Source organism: Methylobacterium sp. Leaf465 (assembly GCF_001424705.1).
Taxonomy (GTDB): Bacteria; Pseudomonadota; Alphaproteobacteria; order Rhizobiales; family Beijerinckiaceae; genus Methylobacterium.
This window is the reverse complement of record NZ_LMRA01000013.1, coordinates 13,016-26,870: the sequence shown is the minus strand read 5'-3', so window position 1 is coordinate 26,870 and position 13,855 is coordinate 13,016. Positions and strand designations below refer to the sequence as shown.

Genomic DNA, 13,855 nt, shown 5'->3' with positions numbered 1-13,855 from the left:
CGATCGGAACGCCCGCAGCTAGTCGGGATCGGAGGCAGGCAGGGGCGGCTCCCCCCGTGGCCCTTCGCCCGCATAGGCGTTCAGGATCGATCGCAGCAGGCCCGGGAAGCGGGCCTCTACCTCGTCCCAGCGTGCGTGGTTGCGCATCTCGACCCCGTGGCGCTCGCTGCGGATCAGCCCGGCCTCGCGCAGCACCTTGAAGTGGTTGGAGAGCGAGGATTTCGGGATCACCCGGTCGCCCACCGTCGCGAGCGACGCGCAGGCCTCGACGCAGCCGGCCCGCATGATGTTGGCGAAAATCGCGGCCCGGTTCGGGTCGGCCAGCGCGTGCAGGATCGCACTTGCTTGCAGGTCCTCGGGCGCGGGGTGGAACAGCGGTCTCATGATTTCGACATCTAGGGTCTTGATCTCCTCTTCGGAAGTTCCGAACTTCCGAACTATGGGACGCAAGGCGCCATGGCGGCGCCGGCCCAGGGTCGAAGGATGCTGAGATGTCGAAGCTTCAGGGCAAGGTGGCCGTCGTGACCGGCGCGTCGAAGGGCATCGGCGCGGGAATCGCCACGGCGCTGGCGCGGGACGGCGCGGCGGTGGTGGTCAATTACGCCTCGAGCCAGACGGGCGCGGAAGCGGTGGTGGCGGGGATCACCGCGGCGGGCGGACGGGCCATCGCGGTGCGGGCGGACGTCTCGAAGGCCGCGGAGGCGCAGGCCCTGATCGAGGCGGCGGTGGCACAGTTCGGCCGGCTCGACGTGCTGGTCAACAATTCCGGCGTCTATGAATTCGCCGCGATCGAGGAGGTCACGGAGGCGCATTACCGCCGGCTCTTCGACATCAACGTCCTGGGCGTCCTGCTCGCCTCCGGGGCGGCGGCCAAGCACCTCGGCGAGGGCGGGAGTATCGTCAACATCTCCTCGGCCATCACCCATGTGAGCACCCCGGCCGCCGCGGTCTACAGCGGGACCAAGGGCGCCGTGAACGCGATCTCGGGCGTCCTCGCCAACGAGCTCGCCCCGCGCCGCATCCGGGTCAACACGGTCAGCCCGGGCTACGTGGTCACCGAGGGTACGCACAGCGCCGGCATCACCGGCTCGGAGATGGAGGCCGGCTTCGTCGCCCAGACGCCGCTGGGCCGTGCCGGCCACCCGGGCGACATCGCCGACGTCGTCGCCTTCCTGGCCTCGGACGAGGCCCGCTGGCTCACCGGCGAGAACATCACCGCCAGCGGCGGCATCCGCTGAACGGTCCGGCCTCGGGCGCCCCGACGGGGCGTTGCGGGGCCGGCCCGCTCAGAGACCCGGCGGCGCCCAGATCGGCAGGGAAGCGGCGTCGACGGCGCGGGGGAGCAGGCCCTCGGCGCGGAAGGCGTCCGCGATGGTCTGCTGCTCGGCGAGGGCGGCGTGGGTGACGGGCTCGACCTGGTAGCTGCGCCGGGCATTCGCCTGCCGGACGATGGCCGGGTCGAGCTTCCACAGGGCGCCGAGCCGGGCGGCGGCGGCGTCCGGGTTGGCCTTCACCCAGGTCCCGGTCTCGCGCAGCTTGCCGAAGAGCAGCGCGAGCACGTCCGCGCGCTGCGTCGCGTAGTCGGCCCCGGCCAGGTAGTATCGCTTGTACTGGGACAGGCCGGTGCCGTCGCGCAGGACGCGGGCGCCGGTCTGCTGCTCGGCCGCCGACAGGAACGGGTCCCAGGCGACCCAGGCCTCGACGCTGCCGCTGGCCAAGGCCGCGCGCCCGTCCGACGGCGTCAGGTAGGCCGGGCTGATCGCCTTGAAGGGCAGTTTTTCGGCCGCGAGGGCGGCCAGGAGCAGGTAGTGGCTGCCGGCCCCCTTGGTCACCGCGACTTTGCGGCCCTTCAGGTCGGCGACCGTCCTGATCGGCGAATCGGCCGCGACCAGAATCGCCTGCGCGGTCGGCGAGGCCGCCTCCTGGGCGATGTAGGCGATCCGCGCCTGGGCGGCCTGGGCGAAGATCGGCACGGTGTCGGCCACATCCGCCGACACGTCGATCTGGCCGGCATTGAGCGCCTCCATGATCGGCAGGCCGCTGGTGAACTCGTGCCACGTGACGGTGACGTTCAGCGGCGCCAGGGCCTTCTCCAGGGCGGACTCCTCCTTCAGCAGGGCGATCAGCGTCGAGGATTTCTGGAAGCCGATGCGGAGCTTGGCCCCCTCGGCGGCCCGGCCGGAGCCGGGGGCGAGGGTCAGGGCGAACAGGCTGAGCGCGGCGGCGGCGCGCAGCGCGTGGCGGCGATGGATCATGGAGTCTCGTCTCGTCAGGGATGCTTGTGGATGGGGTCGACCCAGTGGACCGTCTCGGGCCGCTCGACGGGCTCGACCTCGGTGATGTTGACCACCACGGCCTCGTTGTCGGAGCGGACGAGGACGCAGTTCAGGGGCTGGTCCGGATCGGCGTTGATCTCCTGGTGCGGCACGTAGGGCGGCACGAAGATGAAGTCGCCGGGGCCGGCCTCGGCCACGTATTCGAGCCGGTCGCCCCAGCGCATCCGGGCGCGGCCCGAGACCACGTAGATCACGCTCTCCAGGGCGCCGTGGTGGTGGACGCCGGTCTTGGCGTCGGGGGCGATCGCCACGGTGCCGGCCCAGATCTTCTGGGCGCCGACCCGGGCCTGGTTGATCGCCGCCTGCCGGAACATGCCCGGCGTCTGGGCCGTGTTGGCGTCGAGCTTGTCGCCCGGGATCACCCGCACGCCGTCGTGCTTCCAGCGCTCGGCCGGGGCTTCGTGGTCGTGCGGGTGATCGTCGTGACTGTGGTCGTGGGGATGGTCGTGGTCGCCGTGCATGGGTCGCCTCTCGCGCTTTGGGTCGCGGCCTATCGTACCGCAGCGGCGCCCGGTTCGAAGCTGCGATCGAGGATCGCCGCGGCCTTCGGCGCGCGGGCCTGCGGGATCAGCCCGGAGCGGACGTAGAGGTCGATGTTGCGCTGCTCGTCGGCGATGACGGCCTCGTCGATCGGCACGGCCCGGTACTGCGCCCGGGCGAACCAGCGCAGGGGCACCGCCTCGGGCAGGCCGATGAGCTTCGACCAGATTGCGGCGTAGGGGGCGGGATCCTTCAGGGCCCAGTCCCGGGCCGCCACGAGACGCCGGCCGAAATCGGCGAGCTGCGCCCGCTTGGTCGTCAGGGCGGCGTCGCTCGCCACCGCGAAGCTCAGGCCCGGGGTGATGCCGTTGCCGTCCCGGACCACCCGGGCGAGGCCGGCGAGCTCGGCGGTGGAGGTGTAAGGCTCCCAGGTCGCCCAGGCATCGACGCTGCCGCTGGCGAGCGCGATCTTGGCATCCGCCGGCGGCAGGAAGCGCAGGGTCACGGCGCTGGCCGGCAGGCCCGCCTCTTCGAGGGCCGCGAGCACGACCTGATGGCCGATGGAGCCGCGGTTGGTGGCGATGCTCTTCCCCTTCAGGTCCGCGACCGTCCGGATCGGCGAATCCTTCGCCACCAGGATGGCGAGGCCGTCCTGCCGGTTGCGGAAGGCGAGGAAGGCCTTCACCGGCACCCCGGCGGCGGCCGCGAAGGTGAAGGGCGCGTCGCCCACCCCGCCGGCATCGATCGCCCCGGCATTCAGCGCCTCCAGCAGGGGCGCGGCGGCGGGAAACTCGCTCCAGTCGAGGCGGTAGGGCAGGTCGGCCAGCACGCCGGCCGCCTCCATCAGGGCGCGGGCATTGCCGCGCTGGTCGCCGACGCGCAGCACCGCCTCGTCGGCGCGGGCGAGACCGGCGAGGGCCAGAAGCGCGAGGACCGCGAGGGGAAGCCGCATCACGCCGCCTCCGCCTGGGTCGCGCGTTGGGCCAGCAGCCGGCGGACCGCCGGGATCAGGGTGCGGCCATACGCGAGGGCGTCCTCCAGGGGGTCGAAGCCGCGGATCAGGAAGGTGCGCACCCCGAGGTCGTGATAGGCCAGCAGCGCCTCGGCGACCTGCTCGGGCGTGCCCACCAGGGCGGTGGAGTTGCCGGACGCCCCGGTTTCCCGAGCGATGGCGGTGTAGAGCCGGGTGTCGAGGCGGTTCCCTTGCGCCGCTGCGGCCAGGAGGCGGCGCGAACCCTCGTTCTCCGGGGTCGCCGCCGGGCCGAGCCCCTGCGCGGCCCGGGTGGCGCGGGTCCGGGCCAGGATGTCCTCCGCCCGGGCCCAAGCGGCCTCCTCGGTGTCGGCCAGGATCGGCCGGAACGACAGGCTGAAGCGCGGGGACCGCCCGTGGGGCGCCGCCGCGGCGCGGACCGTCCGAATCGCCTCGCGGACCTGATCCAGGCTCTCGCCCCAGAGGGCGTAGGTGTCGGCGTGCCGGCCTGCCACCGCGATGGCGGGCGGCGAGGCGCCGCCGAAATAGACCGGGATGCCACGCGGATCGACCGGCTTCACCTCGGAGAAACCGCCCGCGACCCGGTAGTGCGCGCCGGCGAAATCGAAGGGGCGCGCGGCGGTCCAGACCTGCCGGGCGATGGCCAGGAACTCGTCGGTGCGCGCGTAGCGCTGGTCCTTGGTCAGGTGGTCGCCGTCCCGGGCCAGCTCGCGGTCGTCGCCGCCGCTGATCGCGTGGAGCGCGACGCGCCCGCCGGTGAGCTGGTCGAGGGTGGCGAACTGGCGCGCCGCCACGGTGGGCGCGGTGAAGCCCGTGCGGTGGGCGATCATCAGGCCGATGCGCTCCGTCACCGCCGCGACCTGCGCCGCGAGCAGGAGCGCGTCGGGCGCAGTGGCGTAGAAGGCCACCAGGATGCGGTCGAACCCGCCCCATTCATGGGCCTGGGCCAGCAGGCGCAGGTAGTCCCGGTCGATGGCCGGGCCCGTAGGCGCGTGGATCTCCGACTGTTCGCGGGGGGCGGCGAAGCCGATGAACTCGACGGCGTCCGGTTCGAGGAAGCTCATGACGTCCCTCTCAAGGGTATGTGTCGGCGACGGCCGGCCGGGCGCGGCCAGGGCTCGCCGAGCCACCTCCATCGTCCCGTTCACTGCTCCGCGAGTCAACGAGAACGTTCTTTTTAAAGAACCAACCGGTGGAGGAGACCATCCCACGCCGCACCGGCATCCTAGAATATCCTGCGTCTATGCTCCCCGCAGCCTCCGTTTGGGCGAAAATCGCCGCATTCCTTCCGACCGCGTCGTCGCCCGAATACGCGCTTGTTCTCTAAAACGAACGTCCGTAAGAGCCCGGTGGAGTACCACCCGGGAGCCCATCGCCATGACGTCCACCCACCGGCCGCTTCCCATTGCGATCATCGGCGGCGGCTTCAGCGGCCTGATGGCGGCGGAGCAGCTGCTGCGCGCGCTGCCGGTGGACCGCCCTGTGCTGCTCTGCGAAGGCAGCCGCCCCTTCGGCCTCGGGCTCGCCTACGCCACCCCCAACCCGGACCATCTCCTGAACCTTCGGGCGAGCCAGATGAGCGCCGACCCGGAGCGGCCCGAGGACTTTGCGGACTGGCTGGCATGCACGCCCCTGGATGCGGCGGAGCGGCAGGGAATTCGCGAGACCGAGGCCGGCACCTTCGCGGCGCGCGGGCTCTACGGTCGCTACCTCGCCGAGCGCTGGGACCGCGTGGCGGCTGGGGCCGGCGACCGGCTGATCCCCCTGCGCGCGGCGATCTGCGACGTGGAGCCGGTGCCGGAGGGCTTCCGGCTGCACGGCGCGGGCGTGCCGCCCCGGCTCGTGGCGGGCCTGGTCCTGGCGATGGGCAACCTTCCGGGCCCGGCGCTCGCGCCGCGCCGGCACCGGCTCGATCCGTGGCACCCGGAGGCGTTCGGCACCCTCGACCCGGCGCGCGACGTGCTGGTGATCGGCACGGGCCTGACCATGATGGATTCGGTGGCGGCCCTGCGCCGCGAAGGGTTCGCCGGCCGCATCGTCGCCGTGTCCCGCCGGGGGCTGCTGCCGAAGCCCCACGCCGCCGTCCCGGCGGCGCGGAGCCCCGAGCTCACCCCCGAAATCCGCGCTTCCGCCCGCAAACTCGTCGCCGCCATCCGGCGCGCGATCACGACGGCCCGGGAGGCCGGCGACGACTGGCGCGGGGTCATCGACGCCCTGCGCCCGATCACCGACGCCCTCTGGGCCGGGCTGCCGCGGGCCGAGCAGGCGCGAATCCTGCGCCATGTTCGCCCCTACTGGGACGTGCATCGCCACCGCACGGCGCCCCCGGCGGCGGAGGCGATCGCGGCCGAGATCCGCAGAGGCGGCCTCGTGGTCCGGGCCGGGCGCATCCTCGCCATCGACGAGACCCCGGATGGGGCGGTGGTGACGCTGCGCCCGCGCGGCACCGACGGACGCGAGCGGATCGCGGTCCAGGGCATCCTCGACGCCACCGGCTTCAGCCGGCTCGCCGAGACCGACGACCCGCTGATCCGCAACCTGCTGGCCCGCGGCCTCGTCCGGCCCGGCCCGTTCGGCCTCGGCATCGCGGCGAGCCCCGGGGGCCGGGTCGCGGGCGCGCCGCACGACGCCCCGATCTGGGCCTTCGGGCCGATGCTGCGCGGCGTGGTCTGGGAATGCATCGCGGTGCCGGACATCCGCGACGCGGCCCGCCCCCTGGCCCGGGCGGTGGCCGACCAGCTCGGCGACCGCCTGGCCGCCTGAGCCTTTCGCTGAAACGGTCTTCGGTGCGACGCCCCTCTCCGCCGCGCCGGATCTTTAGGAGCACATTCCCGGGCGATGCGGCTATCGTCTCTTCCATCGGCCGCACGGATACGCCGACGATCGGAGCCGACGCCATGAGCCAGCCGTCCCAGCATCACCGCCACCTCGCCTTCCGCCCCGCCCCCTGTCGCCGCTGCGTAGGACGCGACGCGACGCAGACAGGACAACAGTTCGGCGGGAATGACGACCATGAGCTTTCACACCACAGCCTTTGAGCCGACCGGGGCCGCGAACCCCGCGATCCTGGCCGGACCGCACAACGTCCGGCGAAGCTACGGCCGGGCGGCCGCCGCCGCGGCGATCGAGAACGGGCTCCTGCCGCAGGAACTCGCGGAAGTCCTGGCCGGCCGCAGCGTGGTCGAGGCCTTTCCGGTCGCCTGGCGCGAGAGCGTGTCGGACTACGCCGACCGGGCCGTCGCCGAGATGATGGTGGCCTATCTGAGCCAGCCCATCGCCTGAGGGGTCGGTCCCCCACGGCGCTCCCCAGCTTCCTATCCCGCCGGCCGCCGGGCGCGGGTGTGCAGCAGGTTGAGGATCAGCGCGGTCCAGCCCGTCTGGTGCGAGGCGCCGAGGCCGCGGCCGGTGTCGCCGTCGAAGAACTCGTGGAACAGCAGGGCCTCTTCGGCGCCGGGGGCGGGCGGGATCGGCGGCCGGTCGCCGAAGGCCGGGCGGCGGCCCTCCGCATCCTTGGTGAACAGGGCGATCAGCCGGTCCTCCAGGGCGTCCGCGATGGCGGCCAGGGTCCGGTGGTCGCCGGAGCCGGTGGGGTACTCCACTAGGAAGTCGTCGCCGTAATAGGTGTGGAAGCGGCGCAGGGCCTCGATGATGAGGTAGTTCATCGGCATCCAGACCGGCCCGCGCCAGTTCGAGTTGCCGCCGAACATGTTCGAGGTGGAATCCGCCGGGTCGTAGCGCACCGTGAAGGAGGCGCCGAATTCGTTCAGCGCGTAGGGCTGGTCGCGGTGGGCCTTCGACAGGGAGCGGATGCCGTGGGCCGAGAGGAACTCGGCCTCGTCGAGCATCCGGCGCAGGAGCGCCTTCATCCGGTGGCCGCGCAGGAGCGACAGCAGCTTGCGGTCCTGCACGCCGCCCTCGTCCCAGCGGGAGACGAGGCAGGCGAGGTGGGGGCGGTGCTCCAGGAGCCAGTTCAGGCGCCGCGCGAAATCGGGCAGGCGCTGCAGCACCCAGGGCTCGATCACCTCGACGGCGAAGAGCGGCACCAGGCCGACCACCGAGCGGACCCGCAGGGGCAGCATGCCGCCGCCGGGGATGTCGACCTCGTCGTAGTAGAACGCGTCCTCCTCGTCCCAGAGGCCGAAGCCCTCGCCGCCCATGTCGGTCATCGCCTCGGCGATGAGCAGGAAGTGCTCGAAGAACTTCGAGGCGGTGCTCTCGTAGACGTCGTTGTGGAGCGCCAGCTCGAGGGCGATGCGCATCATGTTGAGGGCGTACATCGCCATCCAGGCGGTGCCGTCCGCCTGGTGGATGCGGCCGAAGCCCGGCGGCGGGCGCGAGCGGTCGAACACCCCGACATTGTCGAGGCCGAGGAAGCCGCCCTGGAAGACGTTGCGGCCGTCCGCGTCCTTGCGGTTCACCCACCAGGTGAAGTTGATGAGGAGCTTGTGGAACACGCCCTCCAGGAAGGCGAGGTCGCCGCGCCCGCCGCGCCGGTCCCGGTCGATCTCGAAGACCCGGTAGGTGGCCCAGGCATGGACCGGCGGATTGGCGTCGCCGAACTCCCACTCGTAGGCCGGCAGCTGGCCGTTCGGGTGCATGTACCATTCGCGGGTGAGGAGCAGGAGCTGCTTCTTCGCGAAGTCCGGATCGAGCAGAGCCAGCGGCAGGCAGTGGAAGGCGAGGTCCCAGGCGGCGAACCAGGGGTATTCCCACTTGTCCGGCATCGAGAGCACGTCTGCTCCGGCGAAGTGGCGCCAATGCGCGTTGCGGCCGTTGTCGCGCTCCTTGGGCGGCACCGGCTGCAGCGGGTCGCCCTTGAGCCAGAGCCGGACGTCGTAGGCATAGAGCTGCTTCGACCAGATCAGGCCGGCGGCGGCCTGCCGGTAGATGGCGCGGGAATCGGCATCCCCGATGCCGTCCTGCAGCGCCTCGTAGAAGGCGTCCGCCTCCGCGATCCGGCGATGGACGATGGTGCCCTCGCGGTCCACGGGGCGCAGGCGCGGGCCGGCCGCGAGACGTAAGGTCACCCGGGTGGTCTCGCCCGGTTCCAACTGGCGGAAGTAGTGCAGCCCGAGCTTGGTGCCGGCATCGCGCCGCACGGCCCCGTCGTCGCCGTCCACGATCGCCGCGTGCAGGCCGTCCTTGAACGGGCCCGGAGCGTCGGGCTCCCAGCCGTGCAGGCGCAGGTTGGTGTCGTTCTCGCAGAACAGCGGGTCGGGATAGCCGTCGAAGCTGAGGCGGTAGAGACCGAGGCGGGGGTGCTCGCAGGCGATGCCGCCGTCGGGGCGCAGGGCCAGGGCCGGGCGCCGGTACGCCGCCGTTTCGCACCAGGACCAGGTGTTGCGGAACCAGAGCTGCGGGATGATGTGCAGGTCCGCCGTCTCGGGGCCGCGGTTCACCGCCGTGATCACCACGTGGATGTCCTCGACGTCCTCCTTGGCGTATTCCACCGTGATGTCGAAGAAGCGGTTCTCGACGAACAGCCCGGTGTCCTCGATCTCGTATTCCGGCTGGTCGCGGCCGCGCTGCAGCCCCTGGCGCACGAGGTCGTCGTAGGGGTAGGCCCCCTGCGGGTAGCGGTAGAGGAACTTCAGGTAGGCGTGGCTCGGGACCGCGTCGAGGTAGTGGTAGACCTCCTTGACGTCTTCGCCGTGGTTGCCCTCCTCGTTGGCGAGGCCGAACAGGCGCTCCTTCAGGATGTGGTCGCGCCCGTTCCAGAGGGCGAGGGCGAGGCACATCTGCCCGCGCTCGTCGCAGAGCCCGGCGAGGCCGTCCTCGCCCCAGCGATAGGCCCGCGAGCGCGCCTCGTCGTGCGGCAGCGAACGCCAGGCATTGCCGTCCCGGCTGTAATCCTCCCGCACGGTGCCCCACTGGCGCTCGCTGAGATACGGGCCCCACAGGGACCAGGGCCGCTCGCCGCGCCCCTGCTCGGCGATGCGCCGGCGCTCGGCCCAGCCGTCGAGCTCGCTCATGCCCGCCTCCCGGCGCCGGGCGCCGGGCGCGCCGCCGTCCCGGTCCGGGGCGGGGCAGGGCGGGCGGACGGGTGGGTGACGAAGGGGGGCGGGAGGAGGGCGATCATCAGGTCCGGGGAGCTTCGGGGCAGGGGACTTCGGGGCGGGGAATTTCGGAACGGGAGGCGGCTCAGATGCATCATCAGCGCCAAGCCGGCCAGATGCCGTGCCGTTTTCGCATCCGCGGACCCGGGCCCCGGAGGTCACCACATCGTCTGGCGCGCCCGCTCGGCCCAGGACGCGTCGTAGGCCTCGCCGCCGACGCGCCCCCCGCTCAACCCGGCCAGGATCTCGCCGGGGCTCGGCAGGGTCTTCGGATCGACGTGGCTGTCCGGGCGCCACAGGCCCGAGCGGATCAACGCGCGGGCGCATTGGAAGTAGACCTCGCCCACGGTGATCACGAGGGCGGTGCGCGGCGCCTTGCCGTCCACCGCGAAGCTGGCGAGCAGGGTCGGATCGTCATCCACCACGGCCCGGCCGTTGACCCGCAGGGCGTTGCCGATGCCCGGGATGAGGAACATCAGCCCCACCCGCGGGTCGCGCACGACGTTGCGCAGGCTGTCGATCCGGTTGTTGCCGCGCCGGTCCGGCAGGATCAGGGTCCGGGAATCGGCGACGCGCACGAAGCCCGGGACATCGCCGCGCGGCGAGCAGTCCAGCCCCTCCGGGCCCACGGTGGCCAGGGCGAGGAAGGGTGCGACCGCGAGGAAGCGCCCGTAATCCGGGGTGATGTGGTCGGCCACCTTGGTGGTCGAGGCCTCCCCGACGGCCCCGGGGGCTCCGTAGATGCGCTCCAGCTTTTCGATCGTCTCGACGGCCGCCATCGGGTTTCCTGTCTCTTCCTAGTGATCTGTACACGCGAAACCTGGCCCCTCATGGAGACGCCTCGTGACGCCGCTGTGTCCGGCGCGACACGGGTCGGCTTTGTCGGTACGACCACCGGCACCGGACGGGGCGGGCCGCGTTGCCCGCTCGCAGCCGCATCCATCCGTACCGGAGACCCGCCCCATGACCCTCAAGATCCTCGCCGCCGCCTCGGCCCTCGTCCTGGCGAGCCTCGGCCCGGTCCAGGCGCAAGGCCTCGTCCAGGGCGCGCAGGAAGGGGCCGCGCGGGGCGAGCTGGCGGCCGGCCCCCTCGGCGCGGTGGTGGGCGGCGCGATCGGCGCCGCCGTCGGCACGGCCAACGGCATCCTCGGCGTCGACCGGCGCGAGCGCTTCCGGATCTACGCCAGCGCCGAGCGGCGGCCGTCCTACGCCTATCCGGGCACCGTCCGGGTCGGCGCGGTGCTGCCCGAGGACGGGGTGGTCTACTACGACGTGCCGTCCGAATTCGCGCTGAAGGGCTACAACTACACCATCGTCAACGACCACCCTGTGCTGGTGGAACCGGGCACCCGGCGGGTGGTCGAGGTGATCGACTGACCCGCGCCGGAGCGCGTCGGCCGAACAGGCCCGAACGGTACCTGCGGGGAGGGGCCGGCCGCGATGGGGGAATCAGGCGGCGAGGCGGTCGTCCGCCTCCCGCAGGAGCGGGATGGCCGCCGCGGGGGCGGAGGGCTTCGGCCGCCACGCCGCGTCGAGGCTGAGGAGGGCGGCCCGGACCTCGTCCAGGCACGAGGGCTCCCCCTCCGCCATGCCCTCGGAGGCCGCCACCTCCTTGAGGTGTTCGTCCCAGGCCCAGCGCCGCAGGATCTCCCGCTTGACGCCGCGCATCAGGCGCGGGTGATCGAGGACGGCCCGGACGGTGCCGAACACCGCGGCCGGGTTGACGAGCGCACGCTCCCAGTCCGGGTCGCGGCGTCCAGGGTCCGGAGCTACAGATGGCGACCTGTGTCCGACGGCGAGGATGGTGTCACGCATGGGGGTCTCGCACTCCAGTCAGGCACCGAGCGGCGCCGCGGCCTGCACCGCGACGCTGGCGGCGAGGATTACCAGGGCCACATCCCAGGCGGTCACATGCCAGGCGGTGACGTCCCAGGACCTCCCGCGCCGGGTATCGCCGGGTGCGTCGTCCCCGGTGATCGCCACGGCGAGCCAGACATAGCCGGCGCCCGTGAGGAGCCCTGCCAGGATCGCGCCCGCCAGGGCCGGCCCGGCCAGCCACGCCCGCAGGAGCACGGCGAGCCCGACGCAGAGGCCTGTTGTGACGACCCCGTCGACAAGGCGCGTCACGTCGGCGCCGTGCCACGGCATCCCGGCCCGGCGGTGCCCGTCCGGCCGATGGGGCGGGCTTTTCAGCGGAAAGGTCGGCATGCCGCACCTACGCCCTCAGTTCAGACCGTCCGCCGCAGCGGCCTCGCCCGCCTGGCCGTCGCGGGCGCAGATCCCCGCCACCGGTACCGCGTCCAGCGCCTGGAGCGCGGCCAGCACCGCGTCGAGGGGCACCGGCTCGGCCCGGCAGCCCTCGAGGCAGCGCAGGGCCGGGCAGGACTCGACGGCGCGCGAATCCGAGGCCCAGGAGGCCAGGACGGCGCGCTTCTCGGCGAGCGACAGGCCCGGATAGGTCAGCACCTCGCGCGGGTGCCGGAAGACGTCGCCCGGCGCGACGAAGGCCTCGAACGGATCGACGGCCGTCGCCCGGAGGGTCGCCGAGGCCAGCGGCCCCAGGCGCTCGATGGTCGTGTCCAGCAACTGCATGACATCCTCCTCTTCGTGAGCAAGGGTTTCTTCGTGAGCAAGAGTCACTGGGTGAACGGGGATCTCCTCGGGAGTGCGGGATCGGCGGGCGCGACCCAAGGATCCGCGTCCGCCGCGTCAGGCCGCCCGGGCTCGGGCGCCGGTCAATGGGCCGTCCCGGTCTGCACGCCGCCGGTGATCGCGATGCGGCGCGCCGAGGCCGGAACCTGGGCCGAGCGGGGCAGGGTCACGCTGAGCACGCCGTTCGAAAAGGTAGCCTCCGCCTTGTCCTCCTCGACCGCGAACGGCAGCGCGATCGTCCGCTCGAAGCGGCCGTAGGCGCGCTCCGTGTAGCCGCGGGCCGCGTCGCTCGTCTCTGAGCGCTTCTCGCCGCGCAGGGTGAGGACACCGTCCTCGATCAGCACCTCGACATCCTTCTCGTCGAGGCCCGGCAGCTCAGCCGAGACCCGCAGGCCCTGGTCCGTCTCGACGAGTTCGACGCTGGGCCAGCCGGCGCCGCCCCGGCCGAGGGCGGACGCGCCGTTCAGGCCGCTGAAGACGTCGTCGAACAGGCGGTTCATCTCGCGGTGGAGGGTCAGGAAGGGGCTCAGCGGCTCGGACCGCATCGGACCCGGCCCGGCGGCGCCCGCGTTGCGCGTCCAGGGAAGAAGATCTCTCACACTCATGATGCACTCCATCAGCAGGGTTGACGTCCAACGGTTTTTCGCGGGCCCGGAGGTCTTCACGGCAACGCGGGTCCGCGAGGGATCGGATGTCCGAACGGGGCCGGATTCGGATCGCCCAATGACCGGGCGGGGCATCAGGCGGCCGCGGGCTGTTCCTGGCCGCGGGCGTCGTCGCCGGTCCGTGGGCCTTCGACGCTCCGAGCGCCGGGCTCTCGCGATTCCCCGGGCTCGGCCTCCCCGATCCGGGCCGGCGCATTGTCCTGACCGACAGCGCCCGGGGGCCCGCCGATGGCGATGCGGCGCGGCTTGAGCGCCTCGGGAACCTCGCGTCTGAGGTCGACGGTGAGGAGTCCGTTCTCCAGGGACGCCCCGAGCACGGTGACGTGTTCGGCGAGGTTGAAGGTCTGGCGGAACGACCGGGACGCGATTCCCCGATGGAGATACTGCCGCTCGCCCTCCGGGCCCGTCTTCTGGCCGGAGACCAGCAGCGTGGTGTCGTGCTGGACGAGGTCGATCTCGTCCGGCGTGAAGCCGGCCACCGCCATGGTGATGCGATAGCGGTCCTCGGCGGCCTTCTCGATGTTGTAGGGCGGCCAGGCCGTCGAGGCCTCGACCCGCTCGGCCTGGGTCAGCAGATCGAACAGCCGGTCGAAGCCGACCGAGGACCGGAACAGGGGTGACACATCGTAAGTCCTCATGACCACATCCTCCGATGAGCAACGTGATGACGAGGGA

The 13,855-nt window shown here is 72.3% G+C and carries 16 protein-coding genes; 4 read left to right on the top strand and 12 right to left on the bottom strand.

Features of this window, described 5'->3' with window-relative positions; genetic code table 11:
- Positions 1 to 18: 18 nt before the first annotated feature.
- On the bottom strand, positions 19 to 384 hold the full coding sequence (locus ASG51_RS11315) for a helix-turn-helix domain-containing protein (RefSeq protein ID WP_056272218.1): 366 nt from the start codon (positions 382 to 384) through the stop codon (positions 19 to 21).
- Between the two features lie 107 nt (positions 385 to 491).
- Here ASG51_RS11315 and ASG51_RS11310 point away from each other — a divergent pair, with 107 nt between their 5' ends.
- Positions 492 to 1,238, top strand: a complete 747-nt coding sequence (locus ASG51_RS11310; protein ID WP_056380899.1) for a glucose 1-dehydrogenase — start codon at positions 492 to 494, stop codon at positions 1,236 to 1,238.
- A gap of 48 nt (positions 1,239 to 1,286) precedes the next feature.
- Here the strand turns inward: ASG51_RS11310 and ASG51_RS11305 are convergent, their stop codons facing one another.
- From ASG51_RS11305 to ASG51_RS11290, 4 genes are read right to left on the bottom strand one after another with little or no spacing between them, the layout of a single operon-like run.
- On the bottom strand, positions 1,287 to 2,255 hold the full coding sequence (locus tag ASG51_RS11305) for an aliphatic sulfonate ABC transporter substrate-binding protein (RefSeq protein WP_056380897.1): 969 nt from the start codon (positions 2,253 to 2,255) through the stop codon (positions 1,287 to 1,289).
- Between the two features lie 14 nt (positions 2,256 to 2,269).
- The gene (locus ASG51_RS11300) at positions 2,270 to 2,797 is read right to left on the bottom strand and encodes a cupin domain-containing protein (RefSeq protein WP_056380895.1); all 528 of its coding nucleotides are present in this window, start codon (positions 2,795 to 2,797) and stop codon (positions 2,270 to 2,272) included.
- A 29-nt stretch (positions 2,798 to 2,826) separates the two neighbouring features.
- A complete protein-coding gene (locus tag ASG51_RS11295; protein ID WP_056380894.1) occupies positions 2,827 to 3,768 on the bottom strand; it encodes an ABC transporter substrate-binding protein in 942 nt (313 codons plus the stop codon).
- Complete coding sequence (locus ASG51_RS11290) at positions 3,768 to 4,871, bottom strand: LLM class flavin-dependent oxidoreductase (RefSeq protein WP_056380892.1); 1,104 nt, start codon at positions 4,869 to 4,871, stop codon at positions 3,768 to 3,770. Before ASG51_RS11290 ends, ASG51_RS11295 begins: the two co-directional genes overlap by 1 nt.
- A 313-nt stretch (positions 4,872 to 5,184) precedes the next feature.
- Here ASG51_RS11290 and ASG51_RS11285 point away from each other — a divergent pair, with 313 nt between their 5' ends.
- Together ASG51_RS11285 and ASG51_RS11280 are read left to right on the top strand one after the other, a co-directional pair.
- The gene (locus ASG51_RS11285; RefSeq protein ID WP_056380890.1) at positions 5,185 to 6,570 is read left to right on the top strand and encodes an FAD/NAD(P)-binding protein; all 1,386 of its coding nucleotides are present in this window, start codon (positions 5,185 to 5,187) and stop codon (positions 6,568 to 6,570) included.
- Positions 6,571 to 6,819: 249 nt separating this feature from the next.
- On the top strand, positions 6,820 to 7,089 hold the full coding sequence (locus ASG51_RS11280) for a hypothetical protein (RefSeq protein ID WP_056273604.1): 270 nt from the start codon (positions 6,820 to 6,822) through the stop codon (positions 7,087 to 7,089).
- 32 nt (positions 7,090 to 7,121) lie between these two features.
- On the opposite strand, the gene ASG51_RS11275 is transcribed toward ASG51_RS11280, so the two are convergent.
- Together ASG51_RS11275 and ASG51_RS11270 are read right to left on the bottom strand one after the other, a co-directional pair.
- Positions 7,122 to 9,779: a glucosidase gene (locus tag ASG51_RS11275; RefSeq protein ID WP_056380889.1), complete on the bottom strand. Its 2,658-nt coding sequence runs from the start codon at positions 9,777 to 9,779 to the stop codon at positions 7,122 to 7,124.
- A gap of 242 nt (positions 9,780 to 10,021) precedes the next feature.
- Positions 10,022 to 10,642 (bottom strand): pyridoxamine 5'-phosphate oxidase family protein, encoded by a 621-nt coding sequence (locus ASG51_RS11270; RefSeq protein WP_056380887.1) that lies wholly within the window; start codon positions 10,640 to 10,642, stop codon positions 10,022 to 10,024.
- A 184-nt stretch (positions 10,643 to 10,826) separates the two neighbouring features.
- Between ASG51_RS11270 and ASG51_RS11265 the strand changes: the two genes are divergently transcribed.
- Positions 10,827 to 11,240 carry a DUF1236 domain-containing protein gene (locus ASG51_RS11265; RefSeq protein WP_056380884.1) on the top strand — a complete coding sequence of 138 codons (414 nt, stop codon included), beginning with the start codon at positions 10,827 to 10,829 and terminating at the stop codon, positions 11,238 to 11,240.
- A gap of 72 nt (positions 11,241 to 11,312) precedes the next feature.
- Here the strand turns inward: ASG51_RS11265 and ASG51_RS11260 are convergent, their stop codons facing one another.
- From ASG51_RS11260 to ASG51_RS11240, 5 genes are all read right to left on the bottom strand, one after another.
- A complete protein-coding gene (locus tag ASG51_RS11260) occupies positions 11,313 to 11,678 on the bottom strand; it encodes a hypothetical protein (protein ID WP_244480126.1) in 366 nt (121 codons plus the stop codon).
- A gap of 18 nt (positions 11,679 to 11,696) precedes the next feature.
- Positions 11,697 to 12,071, bottom strand: a complete 375-nt coding sequence (locus tag ASG51_RS11255; RefSeq protein WP_056272184.1) for a hypothetical protein — start codon at positions 12,069 to 12,071, stop codon at positions 11,697 to 11,699.
- A 15-nt stretch (positions 12,072 to 12,086) separates the two neighbouring features.
- Complete coding sequence (locus ASG51_RS11250; RefSeq protein WP_347379735.1) at positions 12,087 to 12,455, bottom strand: hypothetical protein; 369 nt, start codon at positions 12,453 to 12,455, stop codon at positions 12,087 to 12,089.
- Positions 12,456 to 12,598: 143 nt separating this feature from the next.
- The gene (locus tag ASG51_RS11245; RefSeq protein ID WP_056380935.1) at positions 12,599 to 13,120 is read right to left on the bottom strand and encodes an Hsp20/alpha crystallin family protein; all 522 of its coding nucleotides are present in this window, start codon (positions 13,118 to 13,120) and stop codon (positions 12,599 to 12,601) included.
- A 134-nt stretch (positions 13,121 to 13,254) separates the two neighbouring features.
- Positions 13,255 to 13,818: an Hsp20 family protein gene (locus tag ASG51_RS11240; RefSeq protein ID WP_056380882.1), complete on the bottom strand. Its 564-nt coding sequence runs from the start codon at positions 13,816 to 13,818 to the stop codon at positions 13,255 to 13,257.
- Between the last annotated feature and the right edge of the window lie 37 nt (positions 13,819 to 13,855).

What these genes read in the sequence shown, in the direction of transcription:
- ASG51_RS11265 (WP_056380884.1), top strand. Translation starts at nt 10,827, where the DNA reads ATGACCCTCAAGATCCTCGCCGCCGCCTCGGCCCTCGTCCTGGCGAGC.
- ASG51_RS11300 (WP_056380895.1), bottom strand. Translation starts at nt 2,797, where the DNA reads ATGCACGGCGACCACGACCATCCCCACGACCACAGTCACGACGATCAC.
- ASG51_RS11260 (WP_244480126.1), bottom strand. Translation starts at nt 11,678, where the DNA reads ATGCGTGACACCATCCTCGCCGTCGGACACAGGTCGCCATCTGTAGCT.
- ASG51_RS11275 (WP_056380889.1), bottom strand. Translation starts at nt 9,779, where the DNA reads ATGAGCGAGCTCGACGGCTGGGCCGAGCGCCGGCGCATCGCCGAGCAG.
- ASG51_RS11315 (WP_056272218.1), bottom strand. Translation starts at nt 384, where the DNA reads ATGAGACCGCTGTTCCACCCCGCGCCCGAGGACCTGCAAGCAAGTGCG.
- ASG51_RS11310 (WP_056380899.1), top strand. Translation starts at nt 492, where the DNA reads ATGTCGAAGCTTCAGGGCAAGGTGGCCGTCGTGACCGGCGCGTCGAAG.
- ASG51_RS11270 (WP_056380887.1), bottom strand. Translation starts at nt 10,642, where the DNA reads ATGGCGGCCGTCGAGACGATCGAAAAGCTGGAGCGCATCTACGGAGCC.
- ASG51_RS11240 (WP_056380882.1), bottom strand. Translation starts at nt 13,818, where the DNA reads ATGAGGACTTACGATGTGTCACCCCTGTTCCGGTCCTCGGTCGGCTTC.
- ASG51_RS11290 (WP_056380892.1), bottom strand. Translation starts at nt 4,871, where the DNA reads ATGAGCTTCCTCGAACCGGACGCCGTCGAGTTCATCGGCTTCGCCGCC.
- ASG51_RS11295 (WP_056380894.1), bottom strand. Translation starts at nt 3,768, where the DNA reads ATGCGGCTTCCCCTCGCGGTCCTCGCGCTTCTGGCCCTCGCCGGTCTC.
- ASG51_RS11250 (WP_347379735.1), bottom strand. Translation starts at nt 12,455, where the DNA reads ATGCAGTTGCTGGACACGACCATCGAGCGCCTGGGGCCGCTGGCCTCG.
- ASG51_RS11255 (WP_056272184.1), bottom strand. Translation starts at nt 12,071, where the DNA reads ATGCCGACCTTTCCGCTGAAAAGCCCGCCCCATCGGCCGGACGGGCAC.
- ASG51_RS11280 (WP_056273604.1), top strand. Translation starts at nt 6,820, where the DNA reads ATGAGCTTTCACACCACAGCCTTTGAGCCGACCGGGGCCGCGAACCCC.
- ASG51_RS11305 (WP_056380897.1), bottom strand. Translation starts at nt 2,255, where the DNA reads ATGATCCATCGCCGCCACGCGCTGCGCGCCGCCGCCGCGCTCAGCCTG.
- ASG51_RS11285 (WP_056380890.1), top strand. Translation starts at nt 5,185, where the DNA reads ATGACGTCCACCCACCGGCCGCTTCCCATTGCGATCATCGGCGGCGGC.
- ASG51_RS11245 (WP_056380935.1), bottom strand. Translation starts at nt 13,120, where the DNA reads ATGAGTGTGAGAGATCTTCTTCCCTGGACGCGCAACGCGGGCGCCGCC.